We start from the raw sequence: 20,862 nt of genomic DNA on the forward strand, positions 1-20,862 counted from the left end.
CGGAAACAGTAATTCAAGGGCTCAAAAGAGGTATGCGAGGTTCCGTCGGTCAAAGGTCTTTTGCCCTGGCAGCCAATTCCGCAACCTCCGCAGGGGCCAATGAACGGACCTCACTAAAAGGTTGAGAAAAACCCATACCCGATCTACCCTTACTGAAACCAATATTTCATCGGTTTTTCAAAACTATAAGGCATTTCATGACGCAGACTTTCACCGCCGCTTCGGATGAGGAAATCATCGACCTTATCCAGTTTGCAGAACAAAGGTTGGTCGTAGCAGCGCCCGCCTTTTCGCTGGCGGTGGCCGAAGCCTTGGCCGAAAGAATGTCTGACCTGCCCAAGCTCGCGATGACCATTATCCTCGACGCCGACCCCGAAGTTTACCGCATGGGATATGGCGAGGTTGCCGCGTTAGAAAGCATACGTGCAGCAGCAGCAAAAGAGAGCTTCCGTCTTCAGGAACAGGCAGGCATCAGGATCGGCCTTGTGATCTCAGACGATAGCACTTTGGTATACGCCCCCATTTCGTCAAACATCGAGGCCGGTTCTACCTCCAGCGACAAGCCAAACGGTATTTATTTGGATGGAGCGGTTACCGAGATGTTGGCCGAAAAATCAGCAGGAATCGATGTGCAGGGCCAACCGGTGAAAGCCGAAATAGGGAACGAAAGCCTGAGTGCCGCCCGCGTTGCAGCCACGCAGCAAGACCTAAAAGACACGCCGCCGCTTCCTGTCGACCTCACCCGCAAGCTGAATGTTTTTATAACGCGGGTCCAGTATGTTGAGCTGAAGGCGAAAGGCTATCAAATCAGCCGCAGGCGCGCCGAATTGCCGAAAGAGTTTTTCGGAATGGATAGTGATGATTTGAAGGAACGGATTACCGGAAGGATCGGCACGCCTCTTGATGGGATTGGCAAGCTGGACGTAGAAATCACAATCGGTGAAAAAACTGAAAAGTTGAGTGTGGACGAAAAGTTTCTTCAAAAAGAACGTGATGAGATTCAGAAAGCTCTCACACATGTAATGGCCAAACGCGGCCGCATCATTCTAAGGAAAGACCGCGCCTCTTTCGATCTCCAAATCGAGCGCTTCAAGGCGATCATAGCAGCTTATCAGGAAGCTCTCGGGTCACGCCTTGAGGAGGCACGCGAGCAGTTCAGAGAATCGTTTATCGCAGAATTTCTTGAACGTTGGAAAGCAAATCCACCTGCCAGATTTGGGAGACGTATAGGGGGGACGACAGAAGAAGAATTGCGCGCCGGCATTATAGTCGAGGCAGATATCCTTTTTAATCGTATTGTGAAGCTGGATGGTCCGGACGTTTCCGTGATCTATAAAGATATTGCCATCGAAGACTTAAAGGACGAGAGCTTTATGACTGCGCTGCGTGATGTCATGACAAAGGGCGGAATGAAAAAGGAAGATCTGATTAAGCTCTTTGAACAAGGTGAGGCTGCTGCATCTCAACATAGTTTCAACTTGGAGGGTGCTTCCACTTGACCCAATTCGCATTCCTCGAAGCCGATTTCCCCGAGTTGAAGCAGCACGCTGAAAAAGCGGAAAAGCTGGCCTTGTCCGATCCGCGCGGCGCGTGCTTCTGGTCGCGGCTGACATTGGAAACCGCGCTCAAATGGCTTTATCGTCGTGATCCGGTGTTGCGGAACCCTTACGATCAAACCTTGGCGGCCTTAATCGCCGAACCCAGCCTGACCGAACTCACGGGCCCCGCCATCACCACCAAAGCGAAATATATCAAGGATCAGGGCAACCGCGCCGCCCACGACAGCGGCAAGCCCCTGACCCCGCAAGACGCCGCCGCCACAGTGCGCGAACTATTCCATGTCTGCTACTGGATCGCCCGCACATATGCCACTGGTCCCAAGCCCGATCCCGCGTTATCTTTCGACATTGCCAAGCTGGAAAAGTCCCTCACCATCTCGGCCAGCACGGTTGCGCAAATCCAAAAGGTCGAGGGTGACGTCAAAGCCGCCAACAAACGCGCCGAAGAGGCCGAGGAGGCCCGCAAAGCCTCCGAGGACGGCCGCAAGGCGCTGGAAGAGGAACTGGCCCGTCTGCGCTCCGAGGTCGCCGAGGCCCGCCGCGCCAACCAAGCCGTTCCAGACGATCACGACTATGACGAAGCCACCACGCGCGACGCTTTTATCGACCTGTTGCTGAACGAAGCGGGCTGGCCCCTCGATCAACCCCGCGACCGCGAGTTCCTCGTCACCGGAATGCCCAACCAAAGCGGCGAGGGTATTGTTGATTATGTGCTCTGGGGCGAAGACGGCAAACCCCTGGCCGTTATCGAAGCCAAACGCACCAAAAAAGACAGCCGCACCGGCCAGCAACAGGCCAAGCTCTATGCTGACTGCCTTGAGGCCCAGTTTGGCCGCCGCCCTGTCATGTTTACCACTAACGGTTATGAGCATTGGCTGTGGGACGACGCGCAATACCCTCCGCGCCCTGTGTCGGGTTTCCTCAAGAAAGATGAGCTTGAACTACTGCATCAACGGCGCGGCAATGTGAAACGCCTTGGCGATGTCGAGATTGACGAAGATATTGCAGGCAGGTTCTACCAACAGCGCGCCATCCGCCGCGTGGGCGAAGCCTTCGAGAGACATGCGCAGCGCAAGGCGTTGTTGGTTATGGCCACAGGCAGCGGCAAAACCCGCACTGTGATCGCGTTGATCGATCAGTTGATGCGCGCCAACCGGGTCAAACGCGTGTTATTTCTCGCAGATCGGATCGCGCTGGTGAAACAGGCGCATGGGGCCTTCAAAACGCATTTGGGTGCAACCCCGAGTGCCAACCTGTTGGAGCGCCACGACCCAAAGAAAAACGACTATTCCGGCGCCCGTGTCTGCCTGTCGACTTACCCCACGATGATGGGGCTGATTGAGCAAGTGAAAGGCGGCGAAAAGCGTTTCGGCTCCGGGCACTTCGACATGATCGTCATAGACGAGGCGCACAGGTCGGTTTACCGTAAATACCGCGCCATTTTTGAGTATTTTGACAGCCTGTTGGTCGGGTTGACGGCCACACCACGCGACGAGATAGATAAAGATACCTATTCTCTCTTCGGCCTCGAAAAGGGCGTGCCGACGGATTCCTATGACCTTGATGATGCTGTCAGCGATGGCTTCCTCGTCCCGCCCAAGACGATTTCTGTGCCACTAAAGTTCCAGCGGGATGGCATTGATTATGACCACCTGTCGGATGACGAAAAAGAGGAATGGGACGCAATTGAGTGGGATGAAGATGGCACCGTTCCCGATCGGGTGGAGAGCGCGGAACTGAACAAGTGGTTGTTCAACATCAATACGGTCGACAAAGTTCTGGAGCACTTGATGCGCAACGGCGTCAAAGTTGCGGGTGGAGACCGCCTGGGCAAGACAATCATATTTGCGAAAGGCAGCAAACACGCCCAGTTTATCGTTGAGAGGTTCAATGCCAACTATCCGCACTACAAAGGCGAATTCGCAAAGTTGATCGACTACAGCGTCAGCTATGCGCAGTCTCTGATTGATGCCTTTTCCGAAAAGGAAAAGGCGCCTCATATCGCCGTTTCGGTCGACATGCTTGATACAGGCATCGACGTGCCCGAGGTGGTCAATCTTGTATTTTTTAAGATCGTCAGATCAAAAACGAAGTTCTGGCAAATGACTGGTCGAGGCACGCGACTTTGCCCAGATTTGTTCGGCCCAGGTGATGATAAAAGTGAGTTCGTCATCTTTGATTTCTGCCAGAACCTCGAGTTCTTTAATGAGAACCCCAACGTGACCGATGGCGCATCGGCAAAGCCGATCGGGGAAAGGCTGTTTGTCACCCGCGTTGAGCTTATAGAAGCTGCACAAGAGCACGAAGAACAACATGAAGAGTTCGTAGCCGCTATCAAACAGCGTCTACAGGACGAAGTCAGAGGCATGCCTATTGAGAACTTCATAGTGCGGGCTAAGCGCCGGAGCGTCGAAAGGTTCCAGAAACCCAACGGTTGGTCCGATCTCGATCTTGAAGCCCGACTGGCGCTTGTGGAAAATGTTGCGGGGCTCCCCTCGGCTTTTGACGATGGCACGTTGCCAGCCAAGCAATTTGATCTTCTCTGTTTAAACGCACAGCTCCAATTGCTGAGAAATGAAGGCGGGTTTGGTCGTCTTCAACAACGCATCATTCAATTTGCTTCTGCGCTGGAGGAATTGTCCAATGTGCCCCTAGTCGCCAAGGAATTGGAGTTGATCCTGGAAATCCAGACCGGCGCCTATTGGGACGATATCACCATCGAAATGTTGGAAACCATCAGGCGCCGGCTGCGAGATCTGGCGGAACTGATCCAACCAAAAAAACGGAAGATCGTGATCACCGATTTTGAGGATGAAATCGGAGCGGGAGAAGATGTCACGATGTCCGATATTGGGGACGGTGTGGATAAGGCGCGGTTCAAGATGAAAGTCCGCCGGTTTGTTGATGAGCACCGCAATCACATCACGCTAAACAAGGTCAGATTTGGTGAGCAGTTGACCAAACAGGATCTCGACGAATTGGGCCGTATCCTGATTGATGAGGGCATTGCTGACCAAGCGGCGTTAGAAGGCCTTGCGAACAATGGAGGCTTAGGACGTTTCTTGAGATCATTGACCGGCCTGGATCGCGCTGCGGCAAAGGGGGCGTTTGGCAACTTCACCACACAACACCAACTCAACGCGGATCAAACTGAGTTTCTTGACCTGATAATCAACAGTTTGACCGAAAGTGGTATCGTTGAACCTCAAACTTTTTACGAAAGCCCCTTCACCGATCTGGATGACATGGGCATCTCCGGAATTTTTGATAGAGATCAAGCAAAAGCGATTATTGGCATCGTTCGGACACTAAATGAAGCAACGGCAGCGTAAAGAAAGTTATTTTTCTGTGTCCCTGCAGCTCCGAAGGCACTTGGCCCAGCCCCTCGAAGTCGCAAACATCCTTCAAATAGCCCACTCGATAACATCAGTCACGTTCATCTACTTTTATCGGTCATAATTAAATTAGCCCAAGAGAATTACGCTCAAAATTAGATATCTAATTATTTCTTTTTTATTTTTTTAGTTTGGGTTCTTGAAAACAAATTTTCAATGGAGTTCTACGACATGCCAATCCAAATCGATCCAAGGCCGTCAGCTGACTGTAACTTGACAGAATGGTCAATTCCGGTGGAGCACAATGAACAACTAGTAGAGGCGCTCGCATACTTATATCTTTTTCAAGAGAAGAATGCCCTCAACGTAATTACGGCATTGGAACCCAGACGTAGGCCACCTCGTGGAAAGGTTGCTCAGAATGTAATTTTAAAACTTACTGCTCCAAAACCTGATCTACTTTTAATAATGACGGATGGAACTAAAGAAGAGCAGAGTGTCGCAACCAAACGAGCCGCCAAGCAAGTCGAACACCGTGACGGCCTTCTCTTTCAATACTTGTCATGGATTGCGGCACGTTTGTCGATGCCAAATGGCCACTTGACTGCCCCGCATGTCAGGAGCGCAGACAAAGGCTTCGACGGATTTATCATCGAGATGGATGATATTGGGGAGACACTGAAACGCATCATCCTGTGCGAGGACAAAGCTTCGATTGCACCCAGATCTTTGATAACAAGCAGCGTTTGGAAAGAAATTAAGTCAATTCGTCTCGGCGAACGAGATGACGAAATTCTTGCCGACCTAACTGCACTCGTAAGGCGTGTAGCTGGTCTTGACGATGACAAGGCAGAAGCCATTGTGGATGCGGCATTATGGGAAGAGACCAGACAATTCCGCGTATCGGTGGCCACCGGGGAGAACATTCGACGTGAGGCAGGTTTCGCACACTTGCTCGAAGGCTTCGGCGGTGTCGCACCGGGAAATATGGAAACTCGCATGGGCGGAATACTTGCTTTCCCGGATGTCCGACAAGGATTGAGTGTCTTAGCTGAAGCAATTGCTCGGCGAGTCCGAGCCATCACTGATGAGGCCGCTGAATAACATGTATGACGATAGCACCAGACGCCTCTTGCAGGCCGCACCAAATCTCGATGGACTCGACGCGGCCGTCATGGATGAGCTTTTAACACAGGCACATATTGCCCTGGCAACTGCGCGAGTGGAAGCACAGGACGATGGGGCGGCGATTCAGACACTTGATCGTGTCCGCAGACTTGCCGCGACCTTTGAGGCGTATGTTGTGCTGGGACTGAAACCAGATCAAACCCGTGCTGCAGCTTTCGTCGCAGCCAGCGCACATCAGATCATTGCCCAGACAGCTGACCGACGAGGACAAAACGCCACGCTTCTTTCGAGCGATGCGGTGGATGCGACCCTTTCAAGCACACTTCTTTTTTTGATTGCCGAACGCACTGCGGATGCTGCAGAGGCCGCAGTTCGGCTAAAGGCAAAGGGTGAAAAAAGTGCCGTAAGGCGATCTCTAATTTTAACTGTGCGAGAGTTTGCACGTAACGATTTGGAAAAAGTAACTGAACGTGATCTTGATTCAGACACCATTTCCGACGGCGAAAGTCGTGAGATCGCAACCGACCTTCTTTACCGAGAATGCACACATGCAATACGTTTGCTGGCATGTGAAGCTATAGGCAAGGGAGAGCCAGGCGTCGAGGAGGCAGACCCTGTGCTTCAACATCTCAACCGCGTTGTGGAATTGGCCTTGGCGACCGAGGATGCCGCAATCGGTGAAATCTCTGGACCCATCCACTTCAACTTTGCCGGCCCCTACCACTTGGCAAATCTGATTTACAGACTGGTAGGGGGAGTGCGAAGCGCGATGTTGATAACAACGCCTTCCCCTTCTGGCGCTAATCCTCAGGCATGGCAGAGTTGGCTGGAAACGCAGGCGAGGGCTCGCCCTTTTCTATGGACAAACCATCTAAAAGCTGTGGGGTCTGGTTATTTAGACCGAGGAAGGTCGATGGTGATGACCTCTCCAACCGGGTCCGGGAAAACAACCTTGTCGGTGCTAAAAATTGCAGCAACCAGATGTGCAAATGAGAGCGTCATTTATTTGGCTCCCACACACGCATTGGTTGACCAGGTGGAGACTGACCTCTCCGGTGAAGTTGGCAACTTGGAGACAACCAGCGTTGAAGAATTAGACTTGGACGATATCGGTGACAGGCTGCCAGCAGTATCAGTAATGACACCTGAGAGATGTCTTGCACTTTTAGGTGCGGCACCCGAATTGTTCGATCAGGTTGGCCTTCTTGTATTTGACGAGTTCCATTTAATCGGAGCGTCCGGTGTCGACGGCCTGGCTGCAGCTGATGGGCGCGCAGTCGATGCTATGCTGGCTCTAATGACATTCATCGCCCGCCGTCCCAACGCTGATCTGCTCCTGCTTTCAGCTATGGTTTCTAATGGTCGGGAGATTTCTGATTGGCTTGGACAAATCACCAACCGGAACGTTGACGTCTTCGACGACCCCTGGAAACCTACTCGGCAGCTTCGCTCCTGTGTTATATACGACCGTGGTGAAGTTTCCGCCGCCTCCTTAGAAGCCCTCGCCAAAGAGACCGCAACAGCCCGAGAAACTGTTCCAGCCCGTCCGTATGGACTCTTTTCCCTTGTTGCCGGATGGCATCCCACTCGGACAGAGAAACTCGTCGTCCGCCCTCTTACCGACCGGACGCCACCGCTTAAACAAACTCCTGCTGGCCGATTGAAATCAAACCGAAATGTTGTAGCTGCGGAAATTGCCTCAGACTTTGCGGCAGCGGGCAAGCGAGTGATTGTTTTCTGTGAAAATCCAGGGGCATGTTCCAGCGTGGCACGGACGGTAAATAGTCTTGTTGAAACCGCCAACATTCCATTGGATGAGACCCAAGCAGCTTTGCAAGAAGCAATCCTCATCGATATTGGGTCTCCCGATGCGGCTTTCAGTGCAGCCGACAAACGGGCGACTGTTCATCACGGCGATCTGCTTCCTATAGAGCGGCGCCTAACAGAAAGTGTGTTTCGAGCCCATGGACGAACAAGCGATCCCGATCTAGGCCTCAGTGTTATTGCTGCAACATCAACGATTGCGCAGGGGCTGAATCTACCGTGTGACGTCGTCATCTTGGCCGGGACGGATCGAAGCACCGCTGATGATCCGAGCGGCAACCCTCGATCTGACTTGCAGCCACACGAAATCCTCAACGCTCTCGGCCGCGCCGGACGAGCGGCCTATGCCGCCACGGGTGTTGCGATAGTGGTTCCAGCCTATGTGATACCTGTCGATACGACAAATGTTCGGCTTCACCCCCTGCAAGCACCACTTCCCATCGTTTTCTCTGGGCAAGATGCCTGCGACGCCATTCTTGACCCAATTGCGATGTTGCTCGACCAAATCGAAATCGATGGGGATACTGACCCTCGGACTCAAGCAATGATACGTAGACTTACTGCGGTCACCGAGGATGGCAACACGGGATTTGATCGAGTTGCCAAATCATCTCTTGGGTTTCACGTTCGGCGCGCCAGAAATGAAGATGAAGCCGATGAATGGCTGGAAGCACGCCGGGGAGCACTTGCTGCTGCGGCTGCCCGCCTCGTTGATCCACCAGTATTAGACTGGCAGCAGGATCTGGCCGTTCGAAACGGCGTCCCCCCAGAAATCATCGAACGTTTGAATGCGGCCTTATCAGTTGCTCCAATTGCTGCGACGACAACGACGGATTGGATATCTTGGCTCCTCGATAGTGCGGTGAAAAGCCCCAAAGATCTCACGCTGTTCATTCGAAAAGCATCACTTGATACGGTTTTCAACCGTTCTTGGAAGAACCATCCCGACCCTGCAGCGGCTACTGGTCCAGTAGTGGAAGCCATTAAAACCATGGCCTCAATGTGGTGTGCAGGTCGGTCTCTAATCGAGATCGAGGCCTTCGTTCTAGCTTTCGTTCAAGCGAATGAAGTTAACATCACACAACCGGCACGCAGGTCGAAAACTGCGCAACGTGCGAGAAGGTTTGCAATTCGCATCCTTCCGGACATCGGCTTTCTTTGTGGCCTTTTTGCTCAAATCGTAGCACATCGGGAACTTGAGGATAATTCAGCAACACAGCAGATAGTCCCGATGCTTCAACGTATGATCAAGGCAGGGGACCATGACCGTCATCAGGCGATACTACGCCTTGAGGCAAGGGACCCATCACGAGTGCGCTCATTTAAGTCCTGCGAGGATATGAGACCTCGGTTCACGGCAGGTCCGATGGATACAATTGAAGTCGTTCAAAATGACATTCGCACTGGGATCGCAATCCAAATGTTTAGTGCTCTGGACCCATGAAATACAACGCTCGGTGCATCTGATGCATTACATCTGCCATCAAGAACGCGCTTTTTGTGAATATTATCTTAGCATTTACAAGTCAGACTATTTTGCCGATCATGCTTCCAACTCGGCGTCCCAATAAAGGTAGTCCATCCAGCTGTCGTGCAAATGGTTAGGGGGAAACTTGCGACCCATGTTCAGCAGTTCCTGAGCCGCCGGCGGACGCGGTGGTTTGCATAAGGACATTCCTGATTGGCGCAGGCTCTTGGAGCCTTTGCGCAGATTGCAGGGTGAACACGCCGCAACCACGTTCTGCCAAGATGTGATCCCACCCGCCGCGCGCGGCACAACGTGATCAAAGGTCAGATCCCCCTTGCTGCCACAATACTGGCAGCGGAATTCGTCGCGCAGAAATAGATTAAAGCGCGTGAAGGCCACCCGCTTTTGGGGTTTTACGTAATCTTTAAGCACCACCACGCTGGGAATCCGCAGCGTCATCGAAGGGCTTCGCACCACCTCGTCATATTCCGACACGATATCCACCCTGTCGAGAAAGGCCGCCTTGACCGCCTCTTGCCAGGGCCAAAGGCTGAGCGGGTAATACGACAGCGGCCTGTAATCTGCATTCAGCACCAACGCCGGGTGCTGTTTGAGCGCCCCCGGTTCCCGCACAAATACCGTTCTGAAATCACCGTTCATGGAGGACGTATCTCCTGCCCTGACTGACCTTTGCAGTACCGCAGGGACAAGATATCCTGCCCTTGCGTAAGGACACTATATCTCGCGGAACAGGCCTGACAAGCCCCGCAACATGCTGTGTCGGGTGCACGATTACGAGACCGAGGTAACGCCCATATGACAGGCACGTGGCCCAAAGCGGCCGCCCGGATGTTCACGCACTTTCGAGCTCGGCGGGCAAATCTGCGGCCAGGGATGCGCGAATATGGTCGATCAGACTGCTTTGACCACAACACCTGCCATCGTGCCCCGTTTCATATTTTTGCGCGATGTAGCGGTCATGCGGACAACCACCGTTGCATGTGGTGTAATTCGGACAGGATTTCAGCCGCTCCAACCGCCGGGCCTCATCAGCGATCAGCGTGCGAAAGGCCGTGTCCTGCCGGATCGCGGTGAAATCAGTTTCCAGGATGTTGCCCAGCCGGTAGGCGGGGTCGCCAACGTATTTGTCACAATGATAAATGTCGCCCTCCGGCTCAATATGATAGTTTTCGCCGATACAGCCACCCGACAGGGTGCAAACCTGCGGGTTGCCCTTCATCAGCGACCGCAGCAGCCCGTCCAGTTCGCGCACTTTGATCGTCGGATCGTCCAGCGCGTACCAGTGATCAAAGATATCCTTCATAAACGACTCATACCGCGCCATGGGAAAGAAATCCGTGGTCGCCGCCTCGCCGCTGTAATGCCCCGGAATGTTGTCCGGCACAGCCGGCAGGAACGAGAAATTCCGCACCCCCAGCTCACCGACAATAAAGTCGAAAATCTGCTTTGGTGACAACTTTCCGGTGTGCCGGTTCAGCACCATCAGGATGCCAAAGTTCAGATCATGCTCCCGCGCCATCGCGATGTTCGCCTTGACCTGATCAAAACTGCTGCGCCCGTCGGCGTGGCTGCGGGTCATATCGTGGATCTCGCGCGGGCCGTCGATGCTGATGCCCAGGGTGAATTTGTGCTTGCGCAGAAACGCGCACCATTCCGGTGTCAGGATGGTACCGTTGGTCTGGATCGAGTTGATCACATATTGCCCCGGTTGCAGAAATTCCTTTTGCAGCGCCATGGTCTTGCGAAAAAAATCCATACCCAAAAGCAGCGGCTCACCACCGTGCCAGATGAAATTGACCAGCCGCTGGTCGGGCGTTTGCAGGGCGCGGGCGACCAGATGGGCCAGCACCTCAAAGCTGATGGGACGACCTCTGGACCGCCAGTCATGGCAATACGAACAGCGCAGGTTGCATTTGCGGGTGGTCTTGACGATCAGGTTCAGCGTCGCGGTCATAGCGCGCCTCCTTGAAAATGAATTGCGGGGAAATACGATGTCCCGCGCCAGAACCTGCCCGGCGCGGGACGGGATGGATCAGCGCGACAAACCGCGCAGACGCTTCATCAGATCGACCTCACCAGCCGAGAAATTCACCCGTTCAAAGATCTCTTCGAACCGGTTCAGCGGTGTTTGCGCGAATTCAAAACCCCAGACGATACGCGCCCAAAGCCGGAACCAGATCCGAAACCAGATCCGAAGATTGAGGTATTGCAGCGTGGCATCCTCAAGCGCCCTGCCCTCGCGGTCGACCTTGATCTGGCCGCGCAGTTGTGACGGCACTCGCTCGCCCTGCTGAAACGACATCTCAAAATCTGGCTTGTCGATCTCGGCACCCTTGCGTTCCAACATGATGGCATCTGCCACCTCTGCGACCAGACGCTTGCCTAAATCAAGCTGCGCGTCCTTGTCCTTGGCAAGTTTTTCAACGGCGTCGACCTGTTTGGAAAATTCTTCTTCGGTCATGATAAATCTCCTAAATGTTGATTAAAATTCGTCGCGGTTTGAAAAATGATTACGACACAAATAGGCTGAAATAAGCCGCGCCGTGTTGCGGACTGAAGCATAAAACGCTGAGTCGCACAACTTGGGGACGATACGAACGGCCAAAATTCGCCCATACCGACAGCCTTCACCACCCAGACAACGAAGATGTCAGGACGTTAAATCCGCACGCCAATAGCACACGCGTTCAATCTGGATGGGTGCAGAAACCGTTACTTTTGAAAAGATACGCGGCAGAGCCATTGCTAAACTGCCGCGCGTCTCAGTCCGGCGTTACAGACCGCATTTGTCGCGCATAAACGCCAGTGCCACCGACAAGCCGTCTGGCGCGATGCCATGGCCGGTGCCCTTCATCACGTGGGCAAAGACCTCTTTCCAGCCGGCCCCCTGCAACGTCTCGGCAGCCTGCGGCATGGATTGCACCGGCACAACTTCGTCCGCGTCGCCATGCACCAGCAGCACCGGCGGACGGCAAACCACCTCATCAACCAGCAACTCTGGCTGCAACAGACGTCCGGAAAAGGCAACGATGCCGGCCACCGGATCCTCGCGCCGCGGTGCGACATGCAGCGACATCATTGTGCCCTGCGAGAACCCAAACAGCACGACCTGCTCGGGTAGCAGATCCTCGTCCACCATCAGCGCATCCAGAAATGCATCCAGATCGGCAGCAGCGGTGCGCATACCTGCTTCGGCCTCTTCTTCGCTCGATCCGTCGATCCAGGGGATCGGGAACCACTGAAACCCCATCGGCGATCCGGCGCAATCCTCGGGCGCGTCGGGTGCCACAAACAGCGTGTCCGGCAGATGCTCGCCCAGCTGATCGGCCAGCCCCAGCAGATCGGCCCCATTGGCGCCATAGCCGTGAAGGAACACGACACAAGAGTGTATCTCGCCCGAGACCGGCTCTTTGCGTTCAGCCTGAAGAACCCGTGTCATGAAATGCCCTCTCGTTGTTTTTCCACATGGTAGTAGGCCCAGAGCGTACGCGCCGCAACCGATCTCCAAGGGCTCCAGGCCTCGGCCATCTGGCGCAGATCGCGGTCGCGGGGCCGCTCGGGCAGATCAAACAGCAGACGCGCGCCCTCCTGCAAGGCCAGATCGCCGGGGGCAAAGACATCCGCCCGCCCAAGGCTGAACATTGCATAAATTTCCGCCGTCCATATGCCGATGCCGGTGACGGCTGTCAGGCGTTTGATCACTTCGTCCGTCGGGCAGTCACGCAGCGCGACAAAATCAATCCGTGCCTCGGCCAGCGCACGGGCATAGCGGGCCTTTTGCCGGCTCAGCCCCAAACCGCGCAGGGTCTCATCGTCGGTGTCCAGGATCACGTCCGGGGTTGTACAATTCGCCGCCTCTAGCCGGGCCCAGATCGCGCGGGCGCTGGCGACGCTGACCTGTTGGCTGAGAATGGCGCTGAGCAACTGGTCAAAGCCGTCATCGCGCAGCCGCAATGGCAGCGGGCCCGTGACCTCAAGCGCGCGGGCAAAGCGGGGTTCCGATGCAGCCAGCCACGCCGCCCCTTCGGCGACGCAGGCATCCGAGACAATGACCCGTTCAATACCGCGTGTTTCTGTTCCGGTCATATTTTTGCCAGCCATGTCAGCACCTCCTCGATTGATGTCACCAGCCGCCCCGGTGGCGGAGCTGGCCGCCGGATCAGCGCGACGGGCAGGCCAAGCGCCCGCGCCGCCGCCAGTTTGGGCCAGCCGCCCGGCCCGCCCGCGTCACGCAGCAGCAGCCAGTCAATCCGCAGACGGCGCAACAGCCGCTGCTCTTGTATTTGTGTAAACGGCCCCGTGCCACTGACAAAGCGACCGCGCGGCAGTGGGAACGGCCCCGGATCGGCGTCCAGCACCCGCACCAGCAGTGTGGCGCGCAGGGTGCGCAAAGCCGGCAGATCCGCGCGCCCGGTAGTGACAAAGACCCGCGCTCCCGGTGGGATCACCCGCGCCGCCGCCGCAGAATCGTGCAGATACACCCAACTATCCTGCCGAGTAGGTTGCCATCCCGGCCGTCGCAACACGATGCGGGGCAGATCCAACGCCGCCGCAGCCCGAAAAAGCGCAGAACTGGCCCCCTGATCAAACGGATGCGCCGCATCAATCACCGCGCGCACGCGCCGCTGCGCAAGCCATTCAGGCGTAATCGGACCGACCGAAACAGGACAACGACACTCGTGCGTCAGGCGGTTGGCTCGCGACAATCGCACCGATGCACCGGGGATCAGCCCCGACAGTATCCGGGCCTCTGCCGATCCGCCCAGGATCAAAACCTTTGATGTCGCCCCAATTGCCATGGCCGGTTTGATACGCCGCGCGCGGCGCAAAGACCACGGTAAACCAGAGACATGCAACGCCACCCAATGTGGCGCACCAGAAGAGGAATGCCGCGCCATTTCCTTCCGAGCATTTGGGATAGGAGACACCGCTCACTCCGCCCGATTCACCCGTCAGAACGCAACCGACATCCCCCTTGCGACGCCCGCGCTTTGGCACTACCCAATCGCCATGGCAGATCAGAACCCCACAGCCCGGCGCAACGTGATCGTCCTTGTCATGGCGCAGGCCTTTCTGGGCGCGCAGATGCCGATGATCTTTACCATTGGCGGGCTTGCGGGTCAGTCGTTGGCCTCAAACATCTGCTTTGCCACTTTGCCGATCTCTTTGATCGTGCTGGGTTCGATGCTGACTGCGACGCCGATCTCGGCGTTCATGCAGCGGTTTGGCCGCCGCGCGGGCTTTGTCGTTGGTGCTTTGGGCGGTGCTCTGGGGGGCGCCGTCGGGGCCTACGGGCTGTGGATCGCATCCTTCCCAGTGTTTCTGCTCGGGAGCCTGCTCACCGGCGTCTATATGTCAGCGCAGGGGTTCTACCGCTTTGCCGCCGCCGACACCGCATCCGAAGAATTCCGGCCCAAGGCGATCTCTTATGTCATGGCGGGCGGGCTGGTTTCGGCAATCATCGGCCCGCAACTGGTCAAGCTGACTGCGGATGCCTATGTCGTCCCGTTCGTTGGAACCTATCTGGCGGTGATTTGCGTCAACCTTTTGGGATCGCTGCTGTTTCTGTTTCTCGACATCCCCCGGCCCGCCCCCCCGGCCAAGGATGCCCCCCGTGGCCGCACCCGGTGGGAACTGATCACAACCCCCCGCATCGCGGTCGCTGTGATCTGCGCCATGGTCACCTATATGCTGATGAATCTGGTCATGACCTCGACCCCGCTGGCCGTCGTTGGCTGTGGTTTTGACAAAAACATCGCAGCCGATGTGGTCAGCGCGCATGTACTGGCGATGTTCGTCCCGTCGTTCTTTACCGGACACCTGATCGTGCGTTTTGGGGTGGAGCGGATTCTCGCGACTGGCCTTGTCATCCTTGCCACCGCCGGAGTTGTCGCCCTGACTGGTGTCGAGCTGGCGAATTTCTATGTCGCGCTTGTCCTGCTGGGGCTGGGTTGGAATTTTGGCTTCATCGGGGCCACTACGATGCTGGCCGGGGCACATGCCCCGCACGAGCGTGGGCGGATGCAGGGCATGAACGACCTGATCGTGTTTGGCGGCGTCACTCTGGCGTCGTTGTCCAGCGGCGGGCTGATGAACTGCTCGGGCGGCTCACCGCAAGAGGGCTGGACCGCAGTCAACCTTGCCATGGCCCCGGCGCTTGCGCTGGCGGGCGGTGCGCTGATCTGGCTGGCCACACGGCCCGCACAGGCGTCGCCGCGGTAGCGGCCGGATCAGCCCGTCACCAGCCGCCCCGTCACCAGCCGCCCAGTCACCAGCCGCCCAGTCACCAGCGCCCTGTAGCCGCCTGCCACATCAGCCGCAGCCGCGATTGCACTGAACCAAGGTGCAAACGCCCCTGCGCCACACGCTGCGGTTCGTTCATCGCCAGACGCAACACCGGCTTTGCGAGCCACGCCGCCAACGCCGCCGCTGCGGGGATTGTGCTCCGCACCCGGTTCGCCTGCACAAGACGTTCCAATCCATCAATCGCAAGCGCCCGGACAGCAGGTTCGCGGCCATCGACAAGAGGCACCCGGCCTTTCGCCTCAAGCGCGGGCACGGCGCGCAGATAGCTGGCCATCCCGGTCGCGTATCCCAGATCGCGAGCCGCCGTCGCTGTCGTCGCCCCGAGGGACCGCGCCGCCACAGCCATCAAACTGCCGCCCGTTGCGTCGATGTAACGCTGGAAATGCCCTGCATCCTCAAAGGGATCGCGGTAGATGTCCCAGCGCCGCGCCTCGACCAGCGAAGCCAGCAGGCCAGCGCTTTCGGCATCAATCACCCGCGCCAGCAGAGTCACCACTTCGTGCCGCCGCACCGACCCACCTGCCCGAATCTCGTCCAGCGCATCGCGCCACCATTGCAGCCGCATCTCGGCGATCATGCTTTCCTGGGTCACCCATGGCGCGCGCGCCACCTCAACGTTAAAGGCGTAGATCGGGAAAAGCACCAGCCGCGCCGCCACCGGCGCGGCCATCACCGCCGCAAACCGGTCCGGATCGCCGCGCTGCACCAGCGCCGCACATGCCTTGAGATCGTCGTCAAATTCCATGCCGCGCAGCTAACGCGTTTGCATCGGATCAGCAACCACACCGGTGATCGACGTCATCCTGTTCGGAATTCACACAGGCTATGCAGGCCGAACCAACGCCCAGCGCACATCCGAAGCACATTTTTGCCCCTCACGCTCCAGGCCGGAAAACAGCCGCAGAACAGGGTCGTCCGGTGTCACGCCGCGCATTCCCGGATCAGTTTCCAGCGCACCGCGTCCAGCAGCGCCTCGAACGAGGCGTCAACGATGTTGGCTGACACGCCGACAGTCGACCAGCGCCGTCCCTGTGCATCCTCACTGTCGATGATGACCCGCGTGACCGCCTCGGTGCCGCCTTGCGTGATCCGCACCTTGAAATCGACCAGACGCATATCTTCGATCAGTGCCTGATAGCGCCCCAAATCCTTGGCCAGCGCGCGGGACAGCGCGTTGACCGGGCCGCGGTCGCAGCCGGTTTCGTCCATTGACTCGCTCACCGACAGGGTCTTGACCCCGTCCACCTTGACCACAACCACAGCTTCGGACAGCGACACCATCCGGTCCTGCTTGTTCTTGCGCCGCTCGACGGTGACGCGGTAGCGTTTGACCTCAAAGAACTCGGGCAGCACGCCCAACTCAGCCCGCGCCAGCAATTCAAACGACGCCTCGGCGGTGTCGTAGGAATAGCCCTCGGCCTCGCGCGCTTTGACCAGATCCAGTATGCGGCCCAGCGCCGGATCACCGTTTTCAACCTCAAGCCCCGCCTCGGCCAGCCGTCGGCGCAGATTGCTCTGACCCGCCTGGTTTGACATCGGCACCACCCGGCGGTTGCCGACAACGGCGGGCACCACATGCTCATAAGTCGTCGGATCCTTGAGGATCGCCGACGCATGCAGCCCGGCCTTATGGGCAAAGGCCGACGCACCGACATAGGCCGCCTGCTTCATCGGCACCCGGTTCAGCACCTCGTCCAGCATCCGGCTCACCTTGGTCAGCCCCTCCAGCGCCTCCAGCGTCACCCCGGTCTCGAATTGCTCGGAATATGGTGCTTTCAATAGCAACGTCGGGATCAGGGCCGTAAGGTTGGCATTGCCGCACCGCTCTCCCAGCCCATTCAGCGTACCCTGTACCTGCCGCACACCGGCATCGACAGCAGCCAGCGTGCAGGCAATCGCCATTTCGGTGTCGTTATGGGTATGAATACCCAGCCGGTCGCCCGGCACGCCCGCCAAGATAACCTCAGCCGTGATCCGCCCCACATCCGCAGGCAGCGTGCCGCCATTGGTGTCGCACAGCACGATCCAGCGCGCCCCGGCCTCCAGCGCCGCCCGCAGACAGTCCAGCGCATAGCCCGGATTGGAACGGTAACCGTCAAAGAAATGTTCGGCGTCGAACAAAGCCTCACGCCCGCCCGCCACCAGATGCGCCACCGACGCGCTGATATTCTCAAGGTTCTCATCCAGCGTGATGCCCAGCGCCGTGGTGACATGAAACTCATGCGTCTTGCCGACCAGACAGACCGCCCCGGTACCCGCATTCATCACCGCCGCCAGAACATCGTCATTCTCAGCCGACCGCCCCGCCCGCTTGGTCATGCCAAAGGCCGTCAACCGCGCCCGCGTCACCCCAACCTCATCAAAAAATGCCGAATCCGTCGGGTTGGCCCCCGGCCACCCACCCTCGATGTAGTCCACCCCCAAAGCATCCAGCGCCGCCGCAATCCGTAGCTTCTCGGCCGTTGAAAACTGCACCCCCTGCGTCTGCTGCCCGTCGCGCAAAGTGGTATCATACAGATAGAGCCGCTCTTTCCCCATCACACCACCCCCTGCTTCTTCTCTTCCCAAATACGCCGGGGAGTGTGAGGGGCTGGCCCCTCACTCCGGCATCGCCGTGCGCACCAGTATGCGGCACCAAAAACAACGGTCAAACCCGGATCCCTCTGCGCGCTCACGTAAGATCCTCCAGTCTGGCCGGGTCAAAGCCTGCGGCAGGCACCAGTTCCACCCCGGTCTTGGACATTCTCACTTCAATCCCAGCGCCAGTCAGCGCCGTCTTCAGCCGATCCAGTTCTGAAAAATCCTTGCTTTGCATGGCTGCAGCGCGAACTGTGATCAAACGTTCGGTCCATTTTGACAGATCCACCTGGGTATCGTCCCAGCCGCCCAGATCATCGTCCAGAAGACCCAACAGCTCCGCCCCGGCCTTTAGTGCCGCCGCCTCACCGTTCGCCGCGAGCCGGTGCAATTCCGCCAACGCGCCAGAGGTGTTCAGATCATCGACCAATGCGGACAGCACCGCCGTTGGAACAGGCCCCGCCTCGATACCCGCAACCAACCCACGCCACTTGCGCAGCGTCTTCTCTGCCTCTTCCCGCTTCTTCTCGGTCCAGTCCATCGGCTTGCGGTAGTGCGTCGACAGCATGACAAAGCGGATCACCTCGCCTGGCACACCCTGATCCAGCAGATCGCGCACGGTAAAGAAGTTGCCGAGGCTCTTGGACATCTTCTTGCCCTCGACCTGCAACATCTCGTTGTGCAGCCAGACTTTGGCAAAGGCACCGTCAGGATGCGCGCAGCACGATTGCGCGATCTCGTTCTCATGGTGCGGAAACATCAGGTCGTTGCCACCACCGTGGATATCAAAACTCTCGCCCAGCAATTCCAGCGCCATGGCCGAGCATTCGATATGCCACCCCGGTCGCCCGCGTCCCCACGGGCTGTCCCACCCCGGAATATCTGCGGATGATGGCTTCCACAGGACAAAATCCATCGGATTGCGTTTATAGGGCGCTACCTCAACCCGGGCCCCTGCGATCATGTCATCAACCGAACGCCCCGACAGCGCGCCATAGTTTTTGTAGCTGTCCACCGCGAACAGCACGTGCCCTTCGGCGGCATAGGCGTGGCCGCTGTCGATCAATCCTGCGATCATCGCCACCATCTGCGGGATATACTGCGTCGCACGGGGCATATGGTCCGGTTCCTGCACGCCGACCGCCGCCATATCGTCAAGATACCAGCCGATGGTCTCGTCGGTGATGTCACCGATCGAGCGCCCGGCCGCAGCCGCCCGCGCGTTGATCTTGTCATCCACATCGGTAAAGTTGCGCACGTAGGTCACATGATCCGTGCCATAGACATGCCGTAACAGCCGCGCCAGAACGTCAAACACAATGGCAGGGCGGGCATTGCCCAGATGGGCGCGATCATAGACCGTCGGTCCGCAAACATACATCCGCACGTTGTCGGCATCCAAAGGCGTAAAACGCTCTTTTTTCCGGGTGGCGGTGTTGGTCAGAAAGATGTCCATAGGTCCGTCCTCGCAGGGGGTCGCAGCGGGGCGGGCAACGTCATCTCGGTATGGAAATAGAGGACCGGCCCGCCTGAATTCAGCAGGGAATAATGCAGGGAATGATCGCCGATCCGTTCATGGCGCGGGCATAGCACAGCGGACACGCGTTGCGCAAGCAAGGAGCGTCGCCATAGCGTTTCGGGTTCACAGCGGACCCAAGGTAGATGGACGCACAGGGTTGGCTCAATTGTCCGGTCACTCGCAGAGCGCTGCCCGGAACGCGGTCGCCGGGCTCAGGATCAGAACCGGCCACCCATGTATCAATGGCGCGTTTCAACCATAGCTCACCACTTCGTATTCCACTCCGTCCGGGCCGTCGAAATAGAACCGCTTGCCGGGTTCATAGTCTGCGTGGCTGTGTGGGACATAACCCTCGGCCTGCACCCGCGCTTCGGCAGCCCCCAGATCGTCCACCGTGACGCCAATGTGGTTCAGAGAGCCAAAGCGGCGATAGCGCGGTTCGGCCTTTTGCATTTGTGTGCCGGGACGATAGAGCGCGACATACCCCTGCCCTGCCCCCACATGTACCGAATAGCCGTCGCCCATCGCGGCCCCTTCCCAGCGGACGGTCCAGTCAAAGAGCCGCGTCAAAATCTCTGCTGTGATCCTGGGGTCCGCGACCGCGATATTTACGTGTTCCAGTTGTGCCGACATGGCGATTTCCTTTCCTGAATCCTGCCCCGATATTGCGATGCGACTCAGCGTACATCCTCAAGTGCACTTGAGATCAAGAAGTGAGTAGATCGCGCCGGAAACTCAGGCGATGCTGCAGGCCATGACGTGCAAGCTTGCCAACGATCTCTGCCAAGGTTTTCCCGGTGCGCAATGGTCTGCCCCCTGGGGCGAAGGGCACGACGTGTGGAAGGTCGGCGGCAAGGTGTTCGCCTGTATCGGGACCGTTCAGAACGGCGTTTCGGTCAAGACGCAGTCAATCGAAGATGCCGCCCTGCTGATCGATATGGACCGTGCGACCCGTGCGCCATATTTCCACCGCTCCTGGGTGCTGGTGCCGTTCGATGCGCCGCCACAGGAATTGCAGGACCGTCTGACCACCTCGTACCGGCTGATCCGGGCAGGTCTGCCGAAAAAACTGCAGGCCGCGCTTGATCCGATCTGACCCACGCTTCGCCTGAGCGGCGCGGGGCG

16 protein-coding genes are annotated in these 20,862 nt (G+C 57.4%); 6 read left to right on the plus strand and 10 right to left on the minus strand.

Features of this window, described 5'->3' with window-relative positions; translation table 11 throughout:
* The first annotated feature begins 197 nt into the window (after window positions 1-197).
* From IMCC21224_RS11925 to IMCC21224_RS11940, 4 genes are all read left to right on the plus strand, one after another.
* Entirely contained in the window at window positions 198-1,499 is a 1,302-nt protein-coding gene (locus tag IMCC21224_RS11925) for a hypothetical protein (protein WP_047995545.1), read from the plus strand.
* On the plus strand, window positions 1,496-4,891 hold the full coding sequence (locus IMCC21224_RS11930; RefSeq protein WP_047995546.1) for a DEAD/DEAH box helicase family protein: 3,396 nt from the start codon (window positions 1,496-1,498) through the stop codon (window positions 4,889-4,891). Before IMCC21224_RS11925 ends, IMCC21224_RS11930 begins: the two co-directional genes overlap by 4 nt.
* Window positions 4,892-5,125: 234 nt before the next feature.
* Complete coding sequence (locus IMCC21224_RS11935; protein WP_047997076.1) at window positions 5,126-5,998, plus strand: hypothetical protein; 873 nt, start codon at window positions 5,126-5,128, stop codon at window positions 5,996-5,998.
* A gap of 1 nt (window position 5,999) precedes the next feature.
* Window positions 6,000-9,290: a DEAD/DEAH box helicase gene (locus IMCC21224_RS11940; protein WP_047997077.1), complete on the plus strand. Its 3,291-nt coding sequence runs from the start codon at window positions 6,000-6,002 to the stop codon at window positions 9,288-9,290.
* 99 nt (window positions 9,291-9,389) lie between these two features.
* On the opposite strand, the gene IMCC21224_RS11945 is transcribed toward IMCC21224_RS11940, so the two are convergent.
* The 6 genes from IMCC21224_RS11945 to IMCC21224_RS11970 form a co-directional block, all read right to left on the minus strand.
* On the minus strand, window positions 9,390-9,974 hold the full coding sequence (locus tag IMCC21224_RS11945) for an HNH endonuclease (RefSeq protein ID WP_047995547.1): 585 nt from the start codon (window positions 9,972-9,974) through the stop codon (window positions 9,390-9,392).
* 193 nt (window positions 9,975-10,167) lie between these two features.
* Window positions 10,168-11,289 carry a radical SAM protein gene (locus IMCC21224_RS11950; protein ID WP_047995548.1) on the minus strand — a complete coding sequence of 374 codons (1,122 nt, stop codon included), beginning with the start codon at window positions 11,287-11,289 and terminating at the stop codon, window positions 10,168-10,170.
* A gap of 78 nt (window positions 11,290-11,367) precedes the next feature.
* Window positions 11,368-11,796 (minus strand): hypothetical protein, encoded by a 429-nt coding sequence (locus tag IMCC21224_RS11955; RefSeq protein WP_047995549.1) that lies wholly within the window; start codon window positions 11,794-11,796, stop codon window positions 11,368-11,370.
* A gap of 312 nt (window positions 11,797-12,108) precedes the next feature.
* Window positions 12,109-12,774 carry an alpha/beta hydrolase gene (locus IMCC21224_RS11960; RefSeq protein ID WP_047995550.1) on the minus strand — a complete coding sequence of 222 codons (666 nt, stop codon included), beginning with the start codon at window positions 12,772-12,774 and terminating at the stop codon, window positions 12,109-12,111.
* Window positions 12,771-13,436 carry a DNA-3-methyladenine glycosylase gene (locus IMCC21224_RS11965; RefSeq protein WP_231582068.1) on the minus strand — a complete coding sequence of 222 codons (666 nt, stop codon included), beginning with the start codon at window positions 13,434-13,436 and terminating at the stop codon, window positions 12,771-12,773. Before IMCC21224_RS11965 ends, IMCC21224_RS11960 begins: the two co-directional genes overlap by 4 nt.
* Window positions 13,418-14,233: a precorrin-6A/cobalt-precorrin-6A reductase gene (locus tag IMCC21224_RS11970; protein WP_082135194.1), complete on the minus strand. Its 816-nt coding sequence runs from the start codon at window positions 14,231-14,233 to the stop codon at window positions 13,418-13,420. The genes IMCC21224_RS11965 and IMCC21224_RS11970 overlap by 19 nt, the downstream gene beginning before the upstream one ends.
* A gap of 112 nt (window positions 14,234-14,345) precedes the next feature.
* Between IMCC21224_RS11970 and IMCC21224_RS11975 the strand changes: the two genes are divergently transcribed.
* The gene (locus IMCC21224_RS11975) at window positions 14,346-15,557 is read left to right on the plus strand and encodes an MFS transporter (protein WP_047995551.1); all 1,212 of its coding nucleotides are present in this window, start codon (window positions 14,346-14,348) and stop codon (window positions 15,555-15,557) included.
* 61 nt (window positions 15,558-15,618) lie between these two features.
* Here the strand turns inward: IMCC21224_RS11975 and IMCC21224_RS11980 are convergent, their stop codons facing one another.
* The 4 genes from IMCC21224_RS11980 to IMCC21224_RS11995 all read right to left on the minus strand — a co-directional run bounded on the left by IMCC21224_RS11980 (window position 15,619) and on the right by IMCC21224_RS11995 (window position 20,370).
* Window positions 15,619-16,386, minus strand: a complete 768-nt coding sequence (locus IMCC21224_RS11980) for a squalene/phytoene synthase family protein (protein WP_047995552.1) — start codon at window positions 16,384-16,386, stop codon at window positions 15,619-15,621.
* A 176-nt stretch (window positions 16,387-16,562) separates the two neighbouring features.
* A complete protein-coding gene (gene cimA / locus IMCC21224_RS11985; RefSeq protein WP_047995553.1) occupies window positions 16,563-18,179 on the minus strand; it encodes a citramalate synthase in 1,617 nt (538 codons plus the stop codon).
* Between the two features lie 133 nt (window positions 18,180-18,312).
* A complete protein-coding gene (gene cysS, locus IMCC21224_RS11990; protein WP_047995554.1) occupies window positions 18,313-19,674 on the minus strand; it encodes a cysteine--tRNA ligase in 1,362 nt (453 codons plus the stop codon).
* 315 nt (window positions 19,675-19,989) lie between these two features.
* Window positions 19,990-20,370 carry a VOC family protein gene (locus IMCC21224_RS11995; protein WP_047995555.1) on the minus strand — a complete coding sequence of 127 codons (381 nt, stop codon included), beginning with the start codon at window positions 20,368-20,370 and terminating at the stop codon, window positions 19,990-19,992.
* 121 nt (window positions 20,371-20,491) lie between these two features.
* Between IMCC21224_RS11995 and IMCC21224_RS12000 the strand changes: the two genes are divergently transcribed.
* On the plus strand, window positions 20,492-20,833 hold the full coding sequence (locus IMCC21224_RS12000) for an MmcQ/YjbR family DNA-binding protein (RefSeq protein ID WP_047997080.1): 342 nt from the start codon (window positions 20,492-20,494) through the stop codon (window positions 20,831-20,833).
* Window positions 20,834-20,862 lie beyond the last annotated feature (29 nt).

Source organism: Puniceibacterium sp. IMCC21224 (assembly GCF_001038505.1).
Taxonomy (GTDB): Bacteria; Pseudomonadota; Alphaproteobacteria; order Rhodobacterales; family Rhodobacteraceae; genus Puniceibacterium.

What these genes read in the sequence shown, in the direction of transcription:
- IMCC21224_RS11945 (WP_047995547.1), bottom strand. Translation starts at nt 9,974, where the DNA reads ATGAACGGTGATTTCAGAACGGTATTTGTGCGGGAACCGGGGGCGCTC.
- IMCC21224_RS11970 (WP_082135194.1), bottom strand. Translation starts at nt 14,233, where the DNA reads ATGGCGCGGCATTCCTCTTCTGGTGCGCCACATTGGGTGGCGTTGCAT.
- cimA (WP_047995553.1), bottom strand. Translation starts at nt 18,179, where the DNA reads ATGGGGAAAGAGCGGCTCTATCTGTATGATACCACTTTGCGCGACGGG.
- IMCC21224_RS11960 (WP_047995550.1), bottom strand. Translation starts at nt 12,774, where the DNA reads ATGACACGGGTTCTTCAGGCTGAACGCAAAGAGCCGGTCTCGGGCGAG.
- IMCC21224_RS12000 (WP_047997080.1), top strand. Translation starts at nt 20,492, where the DNA reads ATGACGTGCAAGCTTGCCAACGATCTCTGCCAAGGTTTTCCCGGTGCG.
- IMCC21224_RS11955 (WP_047995549.1), bottom strand. Translation starts at nt 11,796, where the DNA reads ATGACCGAAGAAGAATTTTCCAAACAGGTCGACGCCGTTGAAAAACTT.
- IMCC21224_RS11935 (WP_047997076.1), top strand. Translation starts at nt 5,126, where the DNA reads ATGCCAATCCAAATCGATCCAAGGCCGTCAGCTGACTGTAACTTGACA.
- cysS (WP_047995554.1), bottom strand. Translation starts at nt 19,674, where the DNA reads ATGGACATCTTTCTGACCAACACCGCCACCCGGAAAAAAGAGCGTTTT.
- IMCC21224_RS11950 (WP_047995548.1), bottom strand. Translation starts at nt 11,289, where the DNA reads ATGACCGCGACGCTGAACCTGATCGTCAAGACCACCCGCAAATGCAAC.
- IMCC21224_RS11940 (WP_047997077.1), top strand. Translation starts at nt 6,000, where the DNA reads ATGTATGACGATAGCACCAGACGCCTCTTGCAGGCCGCACCAAATCTC.
- IMCC21224_RS11965 (WP_231582068.1), bottom strand. Translation starts at nt 13,436, where the DNA reads ATGGCTGGCAAAAATATGACCGGAACAGAAACACGCGGTATTGAACGG.
- IMCC21224_RS11925 (WP_047995545.1), top strand. Translation starts at nt 198, where the DNA reads ATGACGCAGACTTTCACCGCCGCTTCGGATGAGGAAATCATCGACCTT.
- IMCC21224_RS11995 (WP_047995555.1), bottom strand. Translation starts at nt 20,370, where the DNA reads ATGTCGGCACAACTGGAACACGTAAATATCGCGGTCGCGGACCCCAGG.
- IMCC21224_RS11980 (WP_047995552.1), bottom strand. Translation starts at nt 16,386, where the DNA reads ATGGAATTTGACGACGATCTCAAGGCATGTGCGGCGCTGGTGCAGCGC.
- IMCC21224_RS11975 (WP_047995551.1), top strand. Translation starts at nt 14,346, where the DNA reads ATGGCAGATCAGAACCCCACAGCCCGGCGCAACGTGATCGTCCTTGTC.